This is a genomic window from Zhongshania aliphaticivorans, from assembly GCF_001586255.1.
Classification (GTDB): domain Bacteria; phylum Pseudomonadota; class Gammaproteobacteria; order Pseudomonadales; family Spongiibacteraceae; genus Spongiibacter; species Spongiibacter aliphaticivorans.
Genome location: NZ_CP014544.1, coordinates 412807 through 427544, shown reverse-complemented (window position 1 = coordinate 427544; position 14738 = coordinate 412807). Strand labels below are relative to the sequence as shown.

General features: G+C 50.6%; 14 protein-coding genes. 7 read left to right on the top strand and 7 right to left on the bottom strand.

Annotated elements, in window-relative coordinates:
* Nucleotides 1-6 precede the first annotated feature (6 nt).
* Complete coding sequence (locus AZF00_RS01815; protein WP_062382820.1) at nucleotides 7-2298, top strand: DUF6351 family protein; 2292 nt, start codon at nucleotides 7-9, stop codon at nucleotides 2296-2298.
* 108 nt (nucleotides 2299-2406) lie between these two features.
* Here the strand turns inward: AZF00_RS01815 and AZF00_RS01810 are convergent, their stop codons facing one another.
* Complete coding sequence (locus AZF00_RS01810; RefSeq protein WP_008251242.1) at nucleotides 2407-3009, bottom strand: outer membrane beta-barrel protein; 603 nt, start codon at nucleotides 3007-3009, stop codon at nucleotides 2407-2409.
* A gap of 378 nt (nucleotides 3010-3387) precedes the next feature.
* Here AZF00_RS01810 and AZF00_RS01805 point away from each other — a divergent pair, with 378 nt between their 5' ends.
* The 5 genes from AZF00_RS01805 to map all read left to right on the top strand — a co-directional run bounded on the left by AZF00_RS01805 (nucleotide 3388) and on the right by map (nucleotide 7306).
* Entirely contained in the window at nucleotides 3388-4176 is a 789-nt protein-coding gene (locus AZF00_RS01805) for an enoyl-CoA hydratase/isomerase family protein (protein WP_008251241.1), read from the top strand.
* A 29-nt stretch (nucleotides 4177-4205) separates the two neighbouring features.
* Complete coding sequence (locus AZF00_RS01800; RefSeq protein WP_008251240.1) at nucleotides 4206-5576, top strand: acyclic terpene utilization AtuA family protein; 1371 nt, start codon at nucleotides 4206-4208, stop codon at nucleotides 5574-5576.
* A gap of 1 nt (nucleotide 5577) precedes the next feature.
* Entirely contained in the window at nucleotides 5578-5922 is a 345-nt protein-coding gene (locus AZF00_RS01795) for an AtuA-related protein (RefSeq protein WP_008251239.1), read from the top strand.
* A gap of 375 nt (nucleotides 5923-6297) precedes the next feature.
* The gene (locus AZF00_RS01790; protein ID WP_008251238.1) at nucleotides 6298-6504 is read left to right on the top strand and encodes a ParD-like family protein; all 207 of its coding nucleotides are present in this window, start codon (nucleotides 6298-6300) and stop codon (nucleotides 6502-6504) included.
* On the top strand, nucleotides 6497-7306 hold the full coding sequence (map, locus tag AZF00_RS01785; RefSeq protein WP_062382818.1) for a type I methionyl aminopeptidase: 810 nt from the start codon (nucleotides 6497-6499) through the stop codon (nucleotides 7304-7306). Before AZF00_RS01790 ends, map begins: the two co-directional genes overlap by 8 nt.
* Nucleotides 7307-7374: 68 nt before the next feature.
* On the opposite strand, the gene AZF00_RS01780 is transcribed toward map, so the two are convergent.
* On the bottom strand, nucleotides 7375-7875 hold the full coding sequence (locus AZF00_RS01780; RefSeq protein ID WP_008251236.1) for a lactoylglutathione lyase family protein: 501 nt from the start codon (nucleotides 7873-7875) through the stop codon (nucleotides 7375-7377).
* A gap of 95 nt (nucleotides 7876-7970) precedes the next feature.
* Between AZF00_RS01780 and AZF00_RS01775 the strand changes: the two genes are divergently transcribed.
* Nucleotides 7971-8861: a LysR family transcriptional regulator gene (locus tag AZF00_RS01775; protein WP_062382811.1), complete on the top strand. Its 891-nt coding sequence runs from the start codon at nucleotides 7971-7973 to the stop codon at nucleotides 8859-8861.
* 44 nt (nucleotides 8862-8905) lie between these two features.
* On the opposite strand, the gene AZF00_RS01770 is transcribed toward AZF00_RS01775, so the two are convergent.
* The 5 genes from AZF00_RS01770 to AZF00_RS01750 are packed head-to-tail and all read right to left on the bottom strand — an operon-like array spanning nucleotide 8906 to nucleotide 14600.
* Complete coding sequence (locus AZF00_RS01770) at nucleotides 8906-9754, bottom strand: SDR family oxidoreductase (protein WP_062382809.1); 849 nt, start codon at nucleotides 9752-9754, stop codon at nucleotides 8906-8908.
* Nucleotides 9755-9769: 15 nt separating this feature from the next.
* The gene (locus AZF00_RS01765) at nucleotides 9770-10942 is read right to left on the bottom strand and encodes an acyl-CoA dehydrogenase family protein (protein WP_062382806.1); all 1173 of its coding nucleotides are present in this window, start codon (nucleotides 10940-10942) and stop codon (nucleotides 9770-9772) included.
* Nucleotides 10943-10975: 33 nt separating this feature from the next.
* Nucleotides 10976-12583 carry an acyl-CoA carboxylase subunit beta gene (locus AZF00_RS01760; RefSeq protein ID WP_062382804.1) on the bottom strand — a complete coding sequence of 536 codons (1608 nt, stop codon included), beginning with the start codon at nucleotides 12581-12583 and terminating at the stop codon, nucleotides 10976-10978.
* 39 nt (nucleotides 12584-12622) lie between these two features.
* Nucleotides 12623-13111: an acyl-CoA carboxylase biotin carboxyl carrier protein subunit gene (locus AZF00_RS01755; protein WP_008251229.1), complete on the bottom strand. Its 489-nt coding sequence runs from the start codon at nucleotides 13109-13111 to the stop codon at nucleotides 12623-12625.
* 1 nt (nucleotide 13112) lies between these two features.
* Nucleotides 13113-14600 (bottom strand): acetyl-CoA carboxylase biotin carboxylase subunit, encoded by a 1488-nt coding sequence (locus tag AZF00_RS01750; RefSeq protein WP_062382802.1) that lies wholly within the window; start codon nucleotides 14598-14600, stop codon nucleotides 13113-13115.
* Nucleotides 14601-14738 lie beyond the last annotated feature (138 nt).

Below are 14738 nucleotides of genomic sequence, written 5' to 3'. Positions count from 1 at the left end.
AAACCCATGAACAATAAAATGCTCGCCATAATAACTGTCCTTACCTTAGCCGCCTGCGGCGGCGGCAACTCCAGCAACCGCGCAAGCGGCATAGCGGTAGACAAGGCAACTGTCCAAGTAATATCGAATCGACCAGATCTTGTTTCAGCAGGCGATGTACTCGTTGAGGTGGTGCTAGCTAGCGCTGACGCAAGCGATGAGCTTGTACTGCTCCGTAACAACACCGACGTAACCAGCGTCCTGCAAAGCACGCCAGATAATCCCTTGCGCCTTTTAGGCGTGGTCGAGGGTTTAAGTGTGGGTGAAAATACCATCAGCGCCAATATCGGTAACAGCATCACCGTGGTGAACCACCCCTCGGGAGGCCCAGTGTTTACCGGACCGCACATCCAACCTTGGGAATGCCAAGAGGGCGCAACCGACGAGGATTGCAACCAAGCGGCAACATACCAATGGCTTTATAAGTCGACCAATCCATTGCTCGCGGGCTTACAGCCATATGATCTTGAGAATCCACCAACCGATGTGGCTACCACCACGACCGATAACGGTGAAACCTTACCATTTATAGTACGCCAGGAAATCGGTTATCAGGCGCGGGACCAATACACCATCTTTACCCTACACAAAGCCGATGAAAGCTGGACACCAATACAACCCCAGTCACAGTGGAATCGCCGCCTACTCGTAACCCACGGCGGCAATTGCCGTGGTGACCACGACACCAGTTCCGCGCGCACCGACGACTACGCGGGCACCATTCCCGGTAACCCAGCAATCGAACAGTCCTATATCACCGCGCTGAGCCTGGGCTGGTCAGTACTGTCCACCGCCCAACTCAACCTGGGTCACAACTGTAATTTGAGCTATCAGGCCGAATCGCTAATGATGGCCAAAGAGCGCTTTGTCGAACAATACGGTGAACTGCGCTACACCGTGGGCACGGGCTGCTCCGGCGGCGCAATTACCCAGAATATGATTGCCAACGCCTACCCCGGTTTGTACCAAGGCTTATTGACTACCTGCACCTACCCCGACGTTATGAGTACTGCAACTCAGTTTGCTGACTACCACATTTTACTGAAGTACTTCGGCCTTAAGGCCGAAAATCCGGTGGCGCCAACCACCCGCGACGGAACAATATTTACACCAAACCAACAGAACGAGATTTACGGCCACCTAAACGGCATTGTGAACGCCTCACTTGCTGATTCCGCGCTATTTGGCGAAGCGGTAGAGCCCGCCTCAAACTGCGGCGGCATCACACCCGAAGAACGCTTCAATAAAGACACAAACCCCGGGGGCGTGCGCTGCGATGTACTCACCTTTATGGAAAATATGATCGGCGCGCGCGAGCGTTTTCCTGCGGAAGACCCACTGCGCGACCATTGGTCAAAAATAGAACAAGACCTTGGCTATGGCTTTGCTGGATTCCCTCTGGGCAACGAAGGTGTGCAGTATGGCCTACTGCCCTTGCAGCAAGGCATTATCAGCCCCGCCCAATTTTTGGCACTGAACACCAATATAGGTGGCCTAGACCCAAGCCTCAACGTGACTCAGGCGCGCTTGAAGCCTGACTATCCGGCACTCCCCAACGCCTATCGCACTGGCATTTTAAATACCATTGTGAACATGGATACCGTACCTATTATTAATATGACTGGCCCCGATCCCGGCGCGGCGCACGACAGCGTGCATGGCTATTGGGTGCGCTGGCGCCTTGAACGCGAGCTTGGCCACCGCGACAATTTTGTCCACTGGGGCGGCGCCACGGCCTTAATCGGTGACGCGAATTACATGAACCAATCACTCATTGCCATGACATCTTGGCTAGACGCCATCGAAGCCGATACCAGCGCCACGCCACTGGCGCAGAAAATCATCATCAACAAACCGGCCGATGTCCAAGACCAATGCAACGGCGTGCCCGGCGTAATGTGCCCGGAAGCCGCTATGCTGGTATTTGGCACACCGCGCACCCAAGCGGGCGCCGACAAGTATGGCGACCAAGTGCAGTGCCAGCTCAAGCCCTTTAGTCGCGCCGACAACTACGGTTTAGGCAACACTGTGTGGCAGGAAGAAGACTGGGCGGCACTAGAGCAAACCTTCGCCACCGGTGTTTGTGACTGGTCTAAACGGCCACTGGAATGGCAGCGCACAGTTACGTGGCTGAATTATCAAGATGATAAAGGCGATGTGATTACCGGTGGCCAGCAAATGGCACCGGCCAAGTTTCCTGCTGCTTGGGCTAGCCCCGCGTTCAGCAAGACCTGGGAACCCACTTGGCTGCAACCCTAACCCAGGCAGGGCAGTAGCGTAAAATAAAAACGGGCGAGATAGAAAACTATCTCACCCGTCTTATTGGCTCGCATCCCGCGAGCCCCATCTATGGTCATTACAGGTCAATTAAAACTGCAAACGCGCACTCACCCCAATTTCATCAGTATCTAAATCACCAATAAAACTTCTGCTGATGTTTGCCGCCAAAGAAAACTGAGGCACAACATACACCCGAACACCGGCACCCAATATTGCGCCCGTGTCAGTGCCACCGAAGTCAGCATCTTGATGGGCCAAGCCACCCATTAAATTACCTTCAACATTATTGGTCAGCCATGTGCGGCTCGTCACACTGCCAGTCAAGGTGTCAATGTCAGCGTTATCCAACGCCGGGTTTTTACTGTCTGACTCTGCAAAGCTGTAATCCAGCGCCAACACTAAATCGCTGCGCTCAGACATTTTCATAGGGTGACCCACACCGATGCTCACCGTGTCAAACTCAAGGTTTTTATTCACATCGAGATTACCCAGTGAACCGCGAACGAAGATATTTCTATCCAGAGCCAGCGAACCGCCGCCATAAATGTAATCGGCATCAGTATTGTCTATATCGACATCAGAAAAGCCACCTTCTACATAGGTATAGCTAAACTCTTTAGCATTAGCCTGCACTGATGCGATCGCCGCCACTAAACCAAGTCCCAAAAGCTGCTTCTTAGATATATTCATTACAATGTCTCTCCGTTGGATTGATGCAGATTTAGACTGGGCTTTGGCAAACAGTTCCTCGAAAACAACAACTTGTGCACTATGCACACTCGCGCAACTTTCCACGCATTCACGTGTCTGCCCGCCCCTGTGCGCGAGCATATTAAGCCTGACCAATCCGCGCACCAACCACTATTGAACAAGTAGCAATAAAACAATAACTAACCAACACAAAATTTCTGCAAACCGAGCGAAATAGCCATAACAGATCAACAAAAATGCAGTATCTCAAACAACACCGCTAATGAGTTAAATTCAATAGACAAGCAAAGCGACCCATGTTATTGTCCAGATATTGACATGCAAATCAATAGAGATAACAAGAGAGAAATCAGCCGAATGAACGCCGACATACTGTACAGCGTAGCGGAGAATGGGCTTGCCACGGTCACAATGAATCGGCCAAACACCCATAACGCCTTTAACAATGAAGTAATCCAACTACTTCAAGATGCGTTTGCTCGTGCCGCCAACGACAAGTCTGTCCGCGCCCTACTTTTGCAAGCCAAAGGCAGCAGCTTTTGCGCTGGCGGCGACATGAACTGGATGAAGCAAATGGCAGGCTATAGCTACGAGGAAAACCTCGCGGACTCTAAAAAGATTGCCGCCATGCTAAATAAGCTAAACACCCTACCCATGCCCACCATTGCACGGGTACAGGGCGCGGCTTATGGCGGCGGTGTCGGCCTTGTCGCCTGCTGCGATATAGCCGTTGCCACCACAAACGCCAATTTTTGTTTAAGCGAAGTAAAAGTCGGCATGATCCCCGCAACCATCAGCCCCTATGTTATCGCCGCCATTGGCCAGCGCGCCTCTCGGCGCTACTTCACTACTGCCGAGGTAATTTCCGCTGAAAAAGCCTTGGGACTGGGTCTTATCAGCGAATGCTGCGCAACAGAAGAAGACGCAGACCACGCTATTGCAGCACTTATCAAAGCCTTGTTAAAAAATGGCCCCCGCGCCATAAGCGAGGCCAAGAAGTTGGTCCTCGACCTAAGCAACCGACCCATTGACGCCGAACTTATCGAAGAAAGCAGTCGCCGAATCGCCCTGACCCGAGATTCTAGCGAAGGCAAAGAAGGACTTAGTGCCTTTTTAGAGAAGCGTAAACCCAATTGGATTCAATAAGCTAAATATCAACCTAGTAGGTAGCGTTTATGAGCACAGACAAGAAAATATTAATTGCCAATGGCCAAGGTTTTTGGGGCGACAGCCTCCTCGGTCCACTGCGGCTCGTGAAAGAAGGTCCGCTGAATTACCTGACCCTGGACTACCTTGCCGAAGTCACCATGAGCATTATGCAGCGTCAAAAAGAGCGCAACCCAGACGCGGGCTACGCGACAGACTTCGTGGACATGCTCCGCGAAATTCTACCAACGTGCAAAGAAAAAGGCATTAAGGTGATTGCCAATGCCGGCGGCGTAAACCCCAAAGGCTGCCGCGACGCAATTCAAGCGGTGGTAAAAGAACTCGGCCTCACCGGCGTTAAAGTCGGCATCGTTGAAGGTGACGACATTCTTGAGCAATTGCCTGAGCTGATCAAATCTGGCGAGAGCTTTAAAAACCTCGACAATGGCGACGCCCTAGACACCGTACTCAGCCGCCTATCCAGCGCCAACGTCTATATCGGCGCCAAACCAATTGCCGACGCCCTTGCCCAAGGCGCCGACATCGTTATTACCGGCCGCGCCACTGACCCGTCATTGGTATTAGCACCGCTCATCTATGAATTTGGCTGGTCAATGGAAGACTACGACAAGCTCGCTGCAGGCACCGTGATGGGCCATATTCTTGAGTGCGGCCCCCAATGTACGGGCGGCAACTACAATGACTGGCGCAATGTCCCTAACTTCGCCCGTATTGGCTACCCCATTGCCGAAGCCAGCGCCGATGGTAGCTTTGTTATCACCAAACACGATGGCACCGGCGGCTTAGTTAACGTCGACACGGTTACCTCGCAGCTACTGTATGAATTGGGCGATCCAAAAAATTACCTCGGCCCCGACTGCACCTCAGACTTCACCACAATCCGGCTCGCTGAAGACGGCAAAGACCGGGTACGGGTTAGCGGCATTAAAGGTTCGGCGCCCACGCCTACCTATAAAGTCTCTATGTCTTACGCCAATGGCTACAAAATTGTTGGCCAACTCACCTACACCGGCCCAGACGCTATTGAGAAGGCCCAGCTCGGCGCTGAAATTCTATTTGAACGGGTTGGCATGTACGGCAAAGAAATTCCTGAGCAAGACCGCTTTGTTGAACTATTCGGCACCAATGTTTGCTACAAGGGCATTGTTAAACAGCCAGAAGAACCCGCAGAAGTCATGCTTCGCGTTGGCGCCAAGAGCGACGACAAAGCCCTTTTGAACATTCTCGGCCGCGAATTAGCGCCGCTTATCACCAGCGGCCCTGTTGGTGTTACCGGCTTCGCCGCTGGACGCCCCCGCCCCGCTGAGATCGTTGGATACTGGCCCGCGCTGATCGACAAAAACAAAGTCACCACCACCGTATTGGTAGAAGAGGTATAACATGGCTAAAGTGAAATTAATGGACGTTGCCATTGCCCGTTCCGGCGACAAAGGCGACGGCAGCAACGTCGGCATTAAAGCGAATACCCCAGAGATTTATCAGTACCTGGTAGAGAATCTGAGCATTGCACGGGTTAAGCAGCATTTCTCTGAAATTTGCTTCGGTGATATTCAGCGTTACGAACTGCCAAATCTGCAAGCCCTTAACTTTATTTTGGAAGATTCACTAGGCGGCGGCGGCACTGAAACCCTCATCATGGACGCCCAGGGTAAAGTTCACGGCCTAGCATTGCTGCACATGGAAATGGATATTCCCGACGCGCTACTTACAGGGCAAACCAAGTAAGCATGCTGTAAGCAGCACCCTCGCTCAGCAGCGCCAATATAGCCATCAACACGTTCTTGCCGGTAAAACATCAAGAACGTGTTGACGGAAACCCGGAAAAAGCGCGTTATTAAGGCTGCATGAACTTGGCCTTGTTACGTCATTTGCCTAAGCGCCAACCAGAAGCCTATCCCAGCAACGAAGCATCAGCTAAATGCCAACCCCAATATCCTTCAACGCCGCTAAACACGCCAGCGTGCAATATTAATGGGGTCAGCCACCGTTAATATTGCCCTAGAGACTTGGCTAAACCTCAAAAATAAACTCACGCCGATCTTGCAGCCCAAGCGCAAGAAGCATACGATTCGTATACACATCGTATATTTAGAGCTTTTTATGGGTATTGTTAAAATAAGTGATGACCTGCACGAAGAAATCCGCAAAGCCAGCACAGTCATGGTTCGCTCCATCAACGCACAAGCGGAGTTTTGGATAAAAATAGGCATGCTTGCCGAGACCAATCCAAGCATGTCGTTTACCCAAATCATGAGCGAAGAAATGAAGCGTGCCGAGGTTGAACTAAGAGTGGTTGCTGGTGGCTGAGCTAAGACTAAAAACCGCGCCAGAGCTGCAGTTAATGCGCGAGTCTGGCCGACTACTCGCGTCAGTATTCAGCTATCTCGATCTTCATATTGATGTTGGTATATCCACCATGGACATTAACAACCTGGCGGAAAAATATATTGTTGAGCAGCTTAAAGCGCGCCCCGCCAGTAAGGGCCAATACGGCTATCAATACGCCCTCAACACCTCAGTAAATCATGTTGTTTGCCATGGCGTGCCCTCAGATAATCAAAAGTTAAAATCCGGCGACATCGTTAATGTGGACATCACCCTAGAGCAAGGCGGCTTTATTACCGACTCTAGTAAAATGTATATGGTCGGCGAGGTGACACCGCTGGCGAAGCGCTTGGTGGACAAAACCTATGAAGCAATGTGGGCAGGAATACGAGCAGTAAAGCCAGCCGCGACACTTGGCAATGTTGGTCACGCCATCCAGCGCCACGCCGAAAAACACGGTTACAGCATTGTTCGAGAATACTGCGGTCACGGCATTGGCCGCGAAATGCACGAAGAACCGCAGGTTTTGCATTTTGGCCAGCCCGGCAAAGGCTTAGTCTTACGCGAAGGCATGACGTTCACCATCGAACCAATGCTTAACCAAGGAAAGGCGAAAGTTAAGCTGAAAAAAGACGGCTGGACAGTCGTAACAAGCGATAAAAAATTATCTGCCCAATGGGAGCACACCATCGCCGTGACATCCACCGGTTATGAAGTGCTTACTCTTCGAGACGAAGAGCACCTAGAGCATAGCTCTGCGATCAAATTGCAAACTTTGAATTAAAGAGGCCAGAGCCCTTAAATCATTAATTTTGACTCTGACCTCAAAATCCTTAAACCTGCAAATTCACACTAATAAGCCCCCTCGCTATACACCAATTCATAGCTGTGGCTGTATATTTCCAAGATATTACCAAAGGGGTCTTCCATGTAAATCATGCGATAGGGCTTGCTGCCAGGATAATAGTAACGTGGTTTTGGCATACGCTTCTTACCGCCAGCCGCAACAATCCGCTCAGCTAATTCCTCTAGATTCGGATCTTGTACACAAAAGTGGAACACCCCAGTTTTCCAGTACTCAAAATTATTCTCGGGGTTAATCTGCCCTTTAAATTCAAAAAGCTCAACGCCAATACGATCACCGGTTGACAGATGAGCGATTCGAAACTTATCCCAGCTACTACCAAATACGTCGGTGCACATTTCACCAATGGGGCTGTCGTCTTCCACAACCTCAGTGGGCGCCATAATTAAATACCAGCCCATGACCTCGGTATAAAACTTAACTGCGGCCTCCAGGTTGGGAACCGATATGCCAATGTGCGAAAAATTGCGCGGGTAGGTGTTACTCATAATCTACTAAGCTCTGATTGCTGTTGTAAGTAGGTTACAAAGCAGAACGTATTAAGTAAAATTATCAATGTTAATAATAATGAGTACAAATATTGATGATTAATCCCGCATGGCTACGTACATTTTGCACGCTTGTAGAGATTGGCCACTTCACCCGTACCGCCGAAAATCTGCACATGACCCAATCAGGGGTGAGCCAACATGTACGCAAACTAGAAGCGCAATTAGGTCAACCGCTGCTTATTCGGCATGGCAAAAGTTTCACTCTTAGCAGCACCGGTAATCGTCTCTATAAAGAAGGCCAAAAGCTGATTCTTGCCCTAGACGATCTCGAGAAACGAGTTGGTCTAGACCCCAGTCACGAAGGCACTGTTAAAATCGCGTCGCCAGGTAGCGTAGGCTTAAAGCTTTACCCGCATTTATTAAATTTACAAAAACGCCACCCAAAACTGGTGATTGAATATCGATTTGCACCGAACAGCGAAATAGAGAAACTGATTGCCGAGCACAAAGTGGATATAGGTCTTATGACTTGCCTATCAAAACTCGGAGCCGTAAAACTCAAGCCAATCGCAGATGAAGAGTTGCTATTAGTTACGCCTTCGAATGTTTCAAAGCCTAGCTGGACGCAACTTCTTACACTGGGATTTATCGACCACCCCGATGGCGCCCATCATGCAGGACAACTGCTAAGTGTAAACTTTTCAGAATTCCTAAATTCCAATCAACTTACAATCTCTGGGTTTTCAAACCAAATTAATCTCATTCTTGAACCCGTGGCCATGGGACTGGGCTTTACCGTACTGCCAATTCACGCGGTGGGCGCGTTTAAAGAGCCCAGCAAAATAAAAGCGCACCGGCTCAACAATAAGGTTTTCGAGACGCTACACATGGGAACTCATGCCAATAAGTTCCCAGAAAACAGGGTGAAGACAGTCATGACCGAAATCGAAAAATGCCTTCGGACCAGCGCGGAGTCAGAGTAAAGCTTAATAAGTTTTACTCTGACTCCTCACCAAGAAAGATCAGCCTAACTAAAATAATCTGGCTTACCCGCCATCCACAAGTCACCCCACAGCTTACCGCCACCATCGACGGTAAGCACCTCACCAGTGACAAAGCCCGCCGCCTCAGAGGCTAGAAAAGCACAGGACTGAGCAATCTCCCAGGGCGTACCGAAGCGTTTCATAGGATTGGAGCGATCAAAGGCGCTGCGGGCTTCGTCTGAATAAACCCCCATGCCTTCGGAGAAGATAACGCCAGGGGCAACGCAGTTAACGCGAATACCGTATTCCGCCCACTCTACCGCGACGGTTTTTGATAAGTGGATAACACCAGCGCGGGCTGCACAGGTGTGAGCACCACCCGCCATACCCCGCGACACCACCGCCACCACGTTCACAATCACGGCGCGCTGTTTACGCTCCCGCCACTGCCTCGCGGCCTGCTGCATCATATACCAGCTGCCGTTCAAATTATTGCCAACAACGGCATCAAAACCGTTCTTGGAAAACTCAATAGCAGGCTGAGGAAACTGACCGCCAGCGTTATTAATTAAGGCATCGAGACGACCATATTTGTCAAAGACCTTGGCAAACATGGCGGCAATACCGTCGTAGTCTCGAATGTCTTGAACATGATACTCAGCGCGATAGCCAGCGGCGGTAATTGCTTGGCAACAAGCTGCCAATTTAGGCTCGGTGCGGCCAATAATAATCACTTTGGCGCCCAGCCTAGCCAGCAGCCATGCAGTCGCTTTGCCAATACCACTGCCGCCACCGCTGACCAATACCACCTTATCGCTAAAGCTGCCTTCGCCAAACAAGGTTTTTGCCTCGGCGAAATCCTGGTCGGTCATCACCGTATTGGCAGCCGTCATATTATGTTTAAACCCTTATTTGGCGAGTAACTCACCGGCAATTATCAATTTGCGAACCTCGGTCGTACCCGCGCCAATTTCAAGTAACTTGGTAGCGCGGAACAAGCGGTTCATTTCTGACTCCCAAATATAACCGCTGCCGCCGTGAATTTGCACGCCATTATCCAACACGGTGTTCAAACTATTGGCCGCGTACAAAATCGCCGCTGCGGTGAGCTTGTGAATCTCGCCGCGACCGGCTTCGCCATGACCTACAGACTGACATGCACTCAGCGCCTTGTAAGTCATCAACTTCATACTTTCAATCAACGTATACATATCCGCCAGACGCGACTGCACCATTTGGAAGCTGGCGATGGGCTTACCAAATTGCTCGCGAGTTTTCGCGTATTCAATAGACAACTCCAAGGCGCGCTCGGCAATACCAACACAGATAGGATTGATCATAGCGCGCTCTAAGTCCAAGCCACTCATGACGACTTTGTGGCCTTGATCCAATTCACCAACGATATTTTCTACCGGTACACGGCAATCTTCAAAAACTAACTCGGCGGTCTGACTACCCCTAAACCCCATTTTGATCAGCTTCTGTGCAACCTTAAAGCCTGGTGTGGTGGTTTCTAGTAGGAATGCAGTAATGCCTTTAGAGCCGGCATTTTTATTAGTTTTAGCGTAAACCAAAACCACGTCCGCAATTGGCCCGTTAGTAATATAAATCTTGGTGCCGTTGAGCACATAGTGATCGCCATCTTTCACTGCGGTGGTACGCATAGAACCTAATGCATCAGAACCTGCACCCGGCTCAGTTAAGCCTAGGGCACCCACTTTTTTACCGGCGCAAACATCAGGCAAATACTTCTCTTTTAAATACTCACTGCCATTTGCATAAACATTATTGGCAAACAAATTGTCGTGCACCACCCACGCCAAACCCGCCGCATGGTTCCAGCGTGAGAAGGCTTGAGCGATCATGCCACAAGACATAAAGTCTAAACCGGCGCCGCCGTATTTGGGGTCAACCGTCACGCCCAGCAGACCCAGCTCACCTAACTGAGGAAACAAATTTTCCGGCCACCACTCATCGTCATCCATCTTTTGCGCCAATGGATAAAGCACATCACGACCGATGCGGTCACAGTGATCAAGCAGTTCGCGATGCTCGTCGGCAAGTTCAAAAGCACTAGTCATAATAACCTCTACAAATTCAGTTGGTGGCCCACGCTATACGCGGAACACACCGTAATGTGGATCGTCTATCGGGGCGTTCAATGAGGTGGCAATGGCCATACCCAGTGCATTGCGCGTATCTGCCGGGTCGAGAATACCGTCGTCCCACATTAACGAAGAGGTGTAGTACGCACTGCTCTTGTGGTGGTAATCGGCAATGATTTCTTCTTCAATGCGCTCTTTCTCATCGCTAGCCAGCTCTTTGCCTTCGCGCAGTAATTGATTGGTTTTAATCGTCGTCAGTGTTTTTGCGGCCTGCTCGGCACCCATCACCGAAATTTCGCTATTTGGCCAGCTGAATAAAAAGCGTGCATCATAGGCGCGACCACACATACCGTAATTACCCGCACCGTAGGAGCCGTTGGTCATCACCGTAAATTTGGGCACATCAACACCAGCTTGGGCCATGATCATCTTGGCGCCGTCTTTTGTTATACCCTCGCGCTCGTAGGCTTTACCCACCATATAGCCCGTAATGTTTTGTAAAAACACCAGCGGCGTTTTGTTCTGATTACAGAGCTGGATAAAGTGCGAGGCTTTCTTCGAGCTGTCGTTAAACAGAATGCCGTTATTAGCAACGATGCCAACTTTATAGCCCCAGATGTGAGCGTAGCCACAGAGCATAGTCTTGCCATAATTGGGCTGATATTCGTGGAAGCGACTGCCGTCAACAATACGAGCAATGACTTCCATCATATCGAACTGAGTTTTGATGTTGGCGGGGATAATGCCGTACAGCTCTTTCGGGTCGTAATAGGGTTCTTCAGGTTCTTGTTGCTGGGCATCCCATTTTTTAGGCGTGCTCCACTGGGCAACAATTTCTCGACCTATGGCAATGGCCTCGGCTTCGCTTTCTGCTGGGTAGTCACAGGTGCCCGACACCGAGGTGTGCATATCTGCACCACCCAGATCTTCAACACTCACTTCCTCACCCGTTGCCGCTTTTACCAGCGGCGGTCCACCGAGAAACACTGCACCTGTGCCGCGCACGATAACATTGTAGTCGCTCATTGCCGGCACGTAAGCGCCACCAGCAGTGCAGTGACCAAACACCAATGCCAGCTGCTTAACACCCATTTTAGACAGTATCGCCTGATTGCGGAAAATACGGCCCGCAAAATATTTGTCGCCAAACAACTCAGACTGCAAAGGCAAAAAGCCACCCGCGCTATCACAAAGGTGAATCACCGGCAGGCGATTTTCAATGGCAATGTCCATGGCACGAACGATTTTCTTAATCGTCATCGGATACCAAGCGCCACCTTTTACGGTGCTGTCGTTGGCGTGAATAACCACTTCGCGACCAGACACAATACCAATACCGGTAATGCAGCCTGCCGAAGGCGCATCGCCATCATAAAGTTCACCGGCAGCCAGCGACGACAACTCGAGAAACGGCGTGCCTGGATCTAATAATAGCTCTAATCGCTGACGCGGTAGCATTTTGCCTTGCCGCTCCAGACGATCCAAATCACGCTGGGGACGGCTGTGTCGAGCCGCGTCCTGGCGCCGGTGAAATTCTGACAAACGCGCTTCGTTTGCCTTAAGGTTTTCTTGATATTCGGATGAATTAGTATTGATCCGACTTTGAATTCTGCGCATGGCGATAGTCCAGCCGTATTAATCTGATTTTGATCGACGTTATTCGCCGTCGATTTCCACAAGTACATCGTCTTTATTAAATTCGGATCCCGCTGTGACGCTGATGCGCTTTACCACACCGTCGCGCGCTGCCTTCACCGTAGATTGCAACTTCATACTTTCTATTGTCATCAGCTTGTCGCCGGCAACAACCTCGTCGCCCTCGGCCACCAGCACTTCGACAACCACACCCGGCATTGGCGCACGAATACTGCCCTCACCCTCTGCAGCAGCCGTCACCAAGGAACGGGGATCAAAAGCCGTCACTTTAAAATAGCGGCCTTCAATTTTAAGAAAAATATCGTCGCCGTCGCGGGCAACCCAGCTTTGGTAATTGCGGCCATCAAGACTTAACTGACATGCACCGCTACGGTCATGGTCAAACACCAACTTGCAGTCCCGGTCACCAATAGCCAGCACCAACTCATTGGCAAGACTCCGAGGCGCCACTTCAACCATTTCATCGGCTAATTTAAAGGTATATCTCACCTCAGTTTCTCCACTCTTTCATGAGACGGTACGGACTTGGAATCGCATCCATCATTGCCACAAACTGACGATCACTAAGGGCCGCAGTGGCCACTAGCGCTGTTTTAAGCTCTTCACTCACTGCCAGTGGCAGCAAGTCGTCGGCGTGGTGACGAATAAAGCCGGTATCGGTTTTACCTTCACCAAAGGCTTGATGTCGCAAGATCCGAGCTACGTAGTCGGCATTGGCTTCCACCCCAAGTAACACAAACTCATCCAGCGCCACCAAACATTTTGCAATAGCGGCATCGCGATCCTCTGCATGCACAACCAACTTCGCAATCATCGAGTCAAAGGCGGTGCCGACTTTTTGACCTTCGTAGCAAGCGCTGTCAAAACGTACGCCGTCACCAACCGGAGGGCGAAGCATCAGCACCTTACCCGCCGAGGGCGCAAAATCATCATCGGGAATTTCTGCGCAGATACGGCATTCAATCGCATGCCCGCGCTGCACAATGTCGTCCTGCGCTACGCTGAGCTTTTCGCCCATGGCCACACGAATTTGCTCTGCAACCAAATCAACCCCGGTCACCATCTCAGTAATGGGGTGCTCAACCTGAATACGGGTATTCATTTCAAGGAAATAAAACTCACCGTCTGGCGCGTAAATAAATTCGATGGTGCCAGCACTGGTGTAGTTAACTGACTGAGCAATACCCACGGCCACATCACAAATCGACTGGCGCTGCTCTTGATTCAAGGCGGGCGATGGCGTTTCTTCAATGACTTTTTGGAAGCGGCGCTGGATAGAGCACTCACGCTCCCACAGGTGCACGCAGTTTCCGTGCTGGTCACCGAGCACCTGAACCTCGATATGACGAGGGTTTTCTATATAGCGCTCGGCATAAATACGCGGATCGCCAAAATAACGCTGAGCCTCAACTTTGGCGGTCGCCACCACATCGCTTAGGCCATTGGCGTCGCGCACAATCTGCATGCCCTTACCGCCGCCACCCGCAGAGGCCTTAATAACCAAGGGAAAACCAATTTCCATAATCCGGGCAATAAATTGCTCGGCATCACCCGTATCTAACACCGACGGCGCCACCGGAAATCCGCGCTCCTGCACAAAATTGCGCGAGCCGATTTTATCGCCCATTAAGGTCATAACTTCAGGGCGAGGGCCAATAAACTGGATGCCCGCCTCATCTAGGGCCTCAACAAATTTTGCGTTCTCCGCCAAGAAACCGTAACCGGGATGCACCGCATCAATGTCGTTCTCGCGACAAATTTTGACAATATTCTCAATATCTAAGAATGCGGCTACCGGGGTATCGCCGGTCACCTCATAAATTTCGTCGGCCATTTTTAGCGACGGGCTATCGGCCTCAACACGGTGAAACAGCAGTGCTGATTTCAAGCCCATTTCTTTAATGCTGCGCAAAATTCGCACTGCAATCTCGCCGCGATTGGCCACCAATATTTTGTTTATTTGTCGCTTAGCAGACATAGCTCAGTTTCCAACCCTAGGTTTATCCTAATCTAACGCCGCACCCCGCTTCCGGGCGCTGCAAAATTTCTCGTAATTCGGCAGCGCTAAAAAGCCGCTATTGAGCCAAACTATAATTGGCATTTATTGACACATAAA

Coding starts and splice junctions, on each gene's coding strand:
- AZF00_RS01815 (WP_062382820.1), top strand. CDS start 7: ATGAACAATAAAATGCTCGCCATAATAACTGTCCTTACCTTAGCCGCC.
- AZF00_RS01810 (WP_008251242.1), bottom strand. CDS start 3,009: ATGAATATATCTAAGAAGCAGCTTTTGGGACTTGGTTTAGTGGCGGCG.
- AZF00_RS01805 (WP_008251241.1), top strand. CDS start 3,388: ATGAACGCCGACATACTGTACAGCGTAGCGGAGAATGGGCTTGCCACG.
- AZF00_RS01800 (WP_008251240.1), top strand. CDS start 4,206: ATGAGCACAGACAAGAAAATATTAATTGCCAATGGCCAAGGTTTTTGG.
- AZF00_RS01795 (WP_008251239.1), top strand. CDS start 5,578: ATGGCTAAAGTGAAATTAATGGACGTTGCCATTGCCCGTTCCGGCGAC.
- AZF00_RS01790 (WP_008251238.1), top strand. CDS start 6,298: ATGGGTATTGTTAAAATAAGTGATGACCTGCACGAAGAAATCCGCAAA.
- AZF00_RS01780 (WP_008251236.1), bottom strand. CDS start 7,875: ATGAGTAACACCTACCCGCGCAATTTTTCGCACATTGGCATATCGGTT.
- AZF00_RS01775 (WP_062382811.1), top strand. CDS start 7,971: ATGATTAATCCCGCATGGCTACGTACATTTTGCACGCTTGTAGAGATT.
- AZF00_RS01770 (WP_062382809.1), bottom strand. CDS start 9,754: ATGACGGCTGCCAATACGGTGATGACCGACCAGGATTTCGCCGAGGCA.
- AZF00_RS01765 (WP_062382806.1), bottom strand. CDS start 10,942: ATGACTAGTGCTTTTGAACTTGCCGACGAGCATCGCGAACTGCTTGAT.
- AZF00_RS01760 (WP_062382804.1), bottom strand. CDS start 12,583: ATGCGCAGAATTCAAAGTCGGATCAATACTAATTCATCCGAATATCAA.
- AZF00_RS01750 (WP_062382802.1), bottom strand. CDS start 14,600: ATGTCTGCTAAGCGACAAATAAACAAAATATTGGTGGCCAATCGCGGC.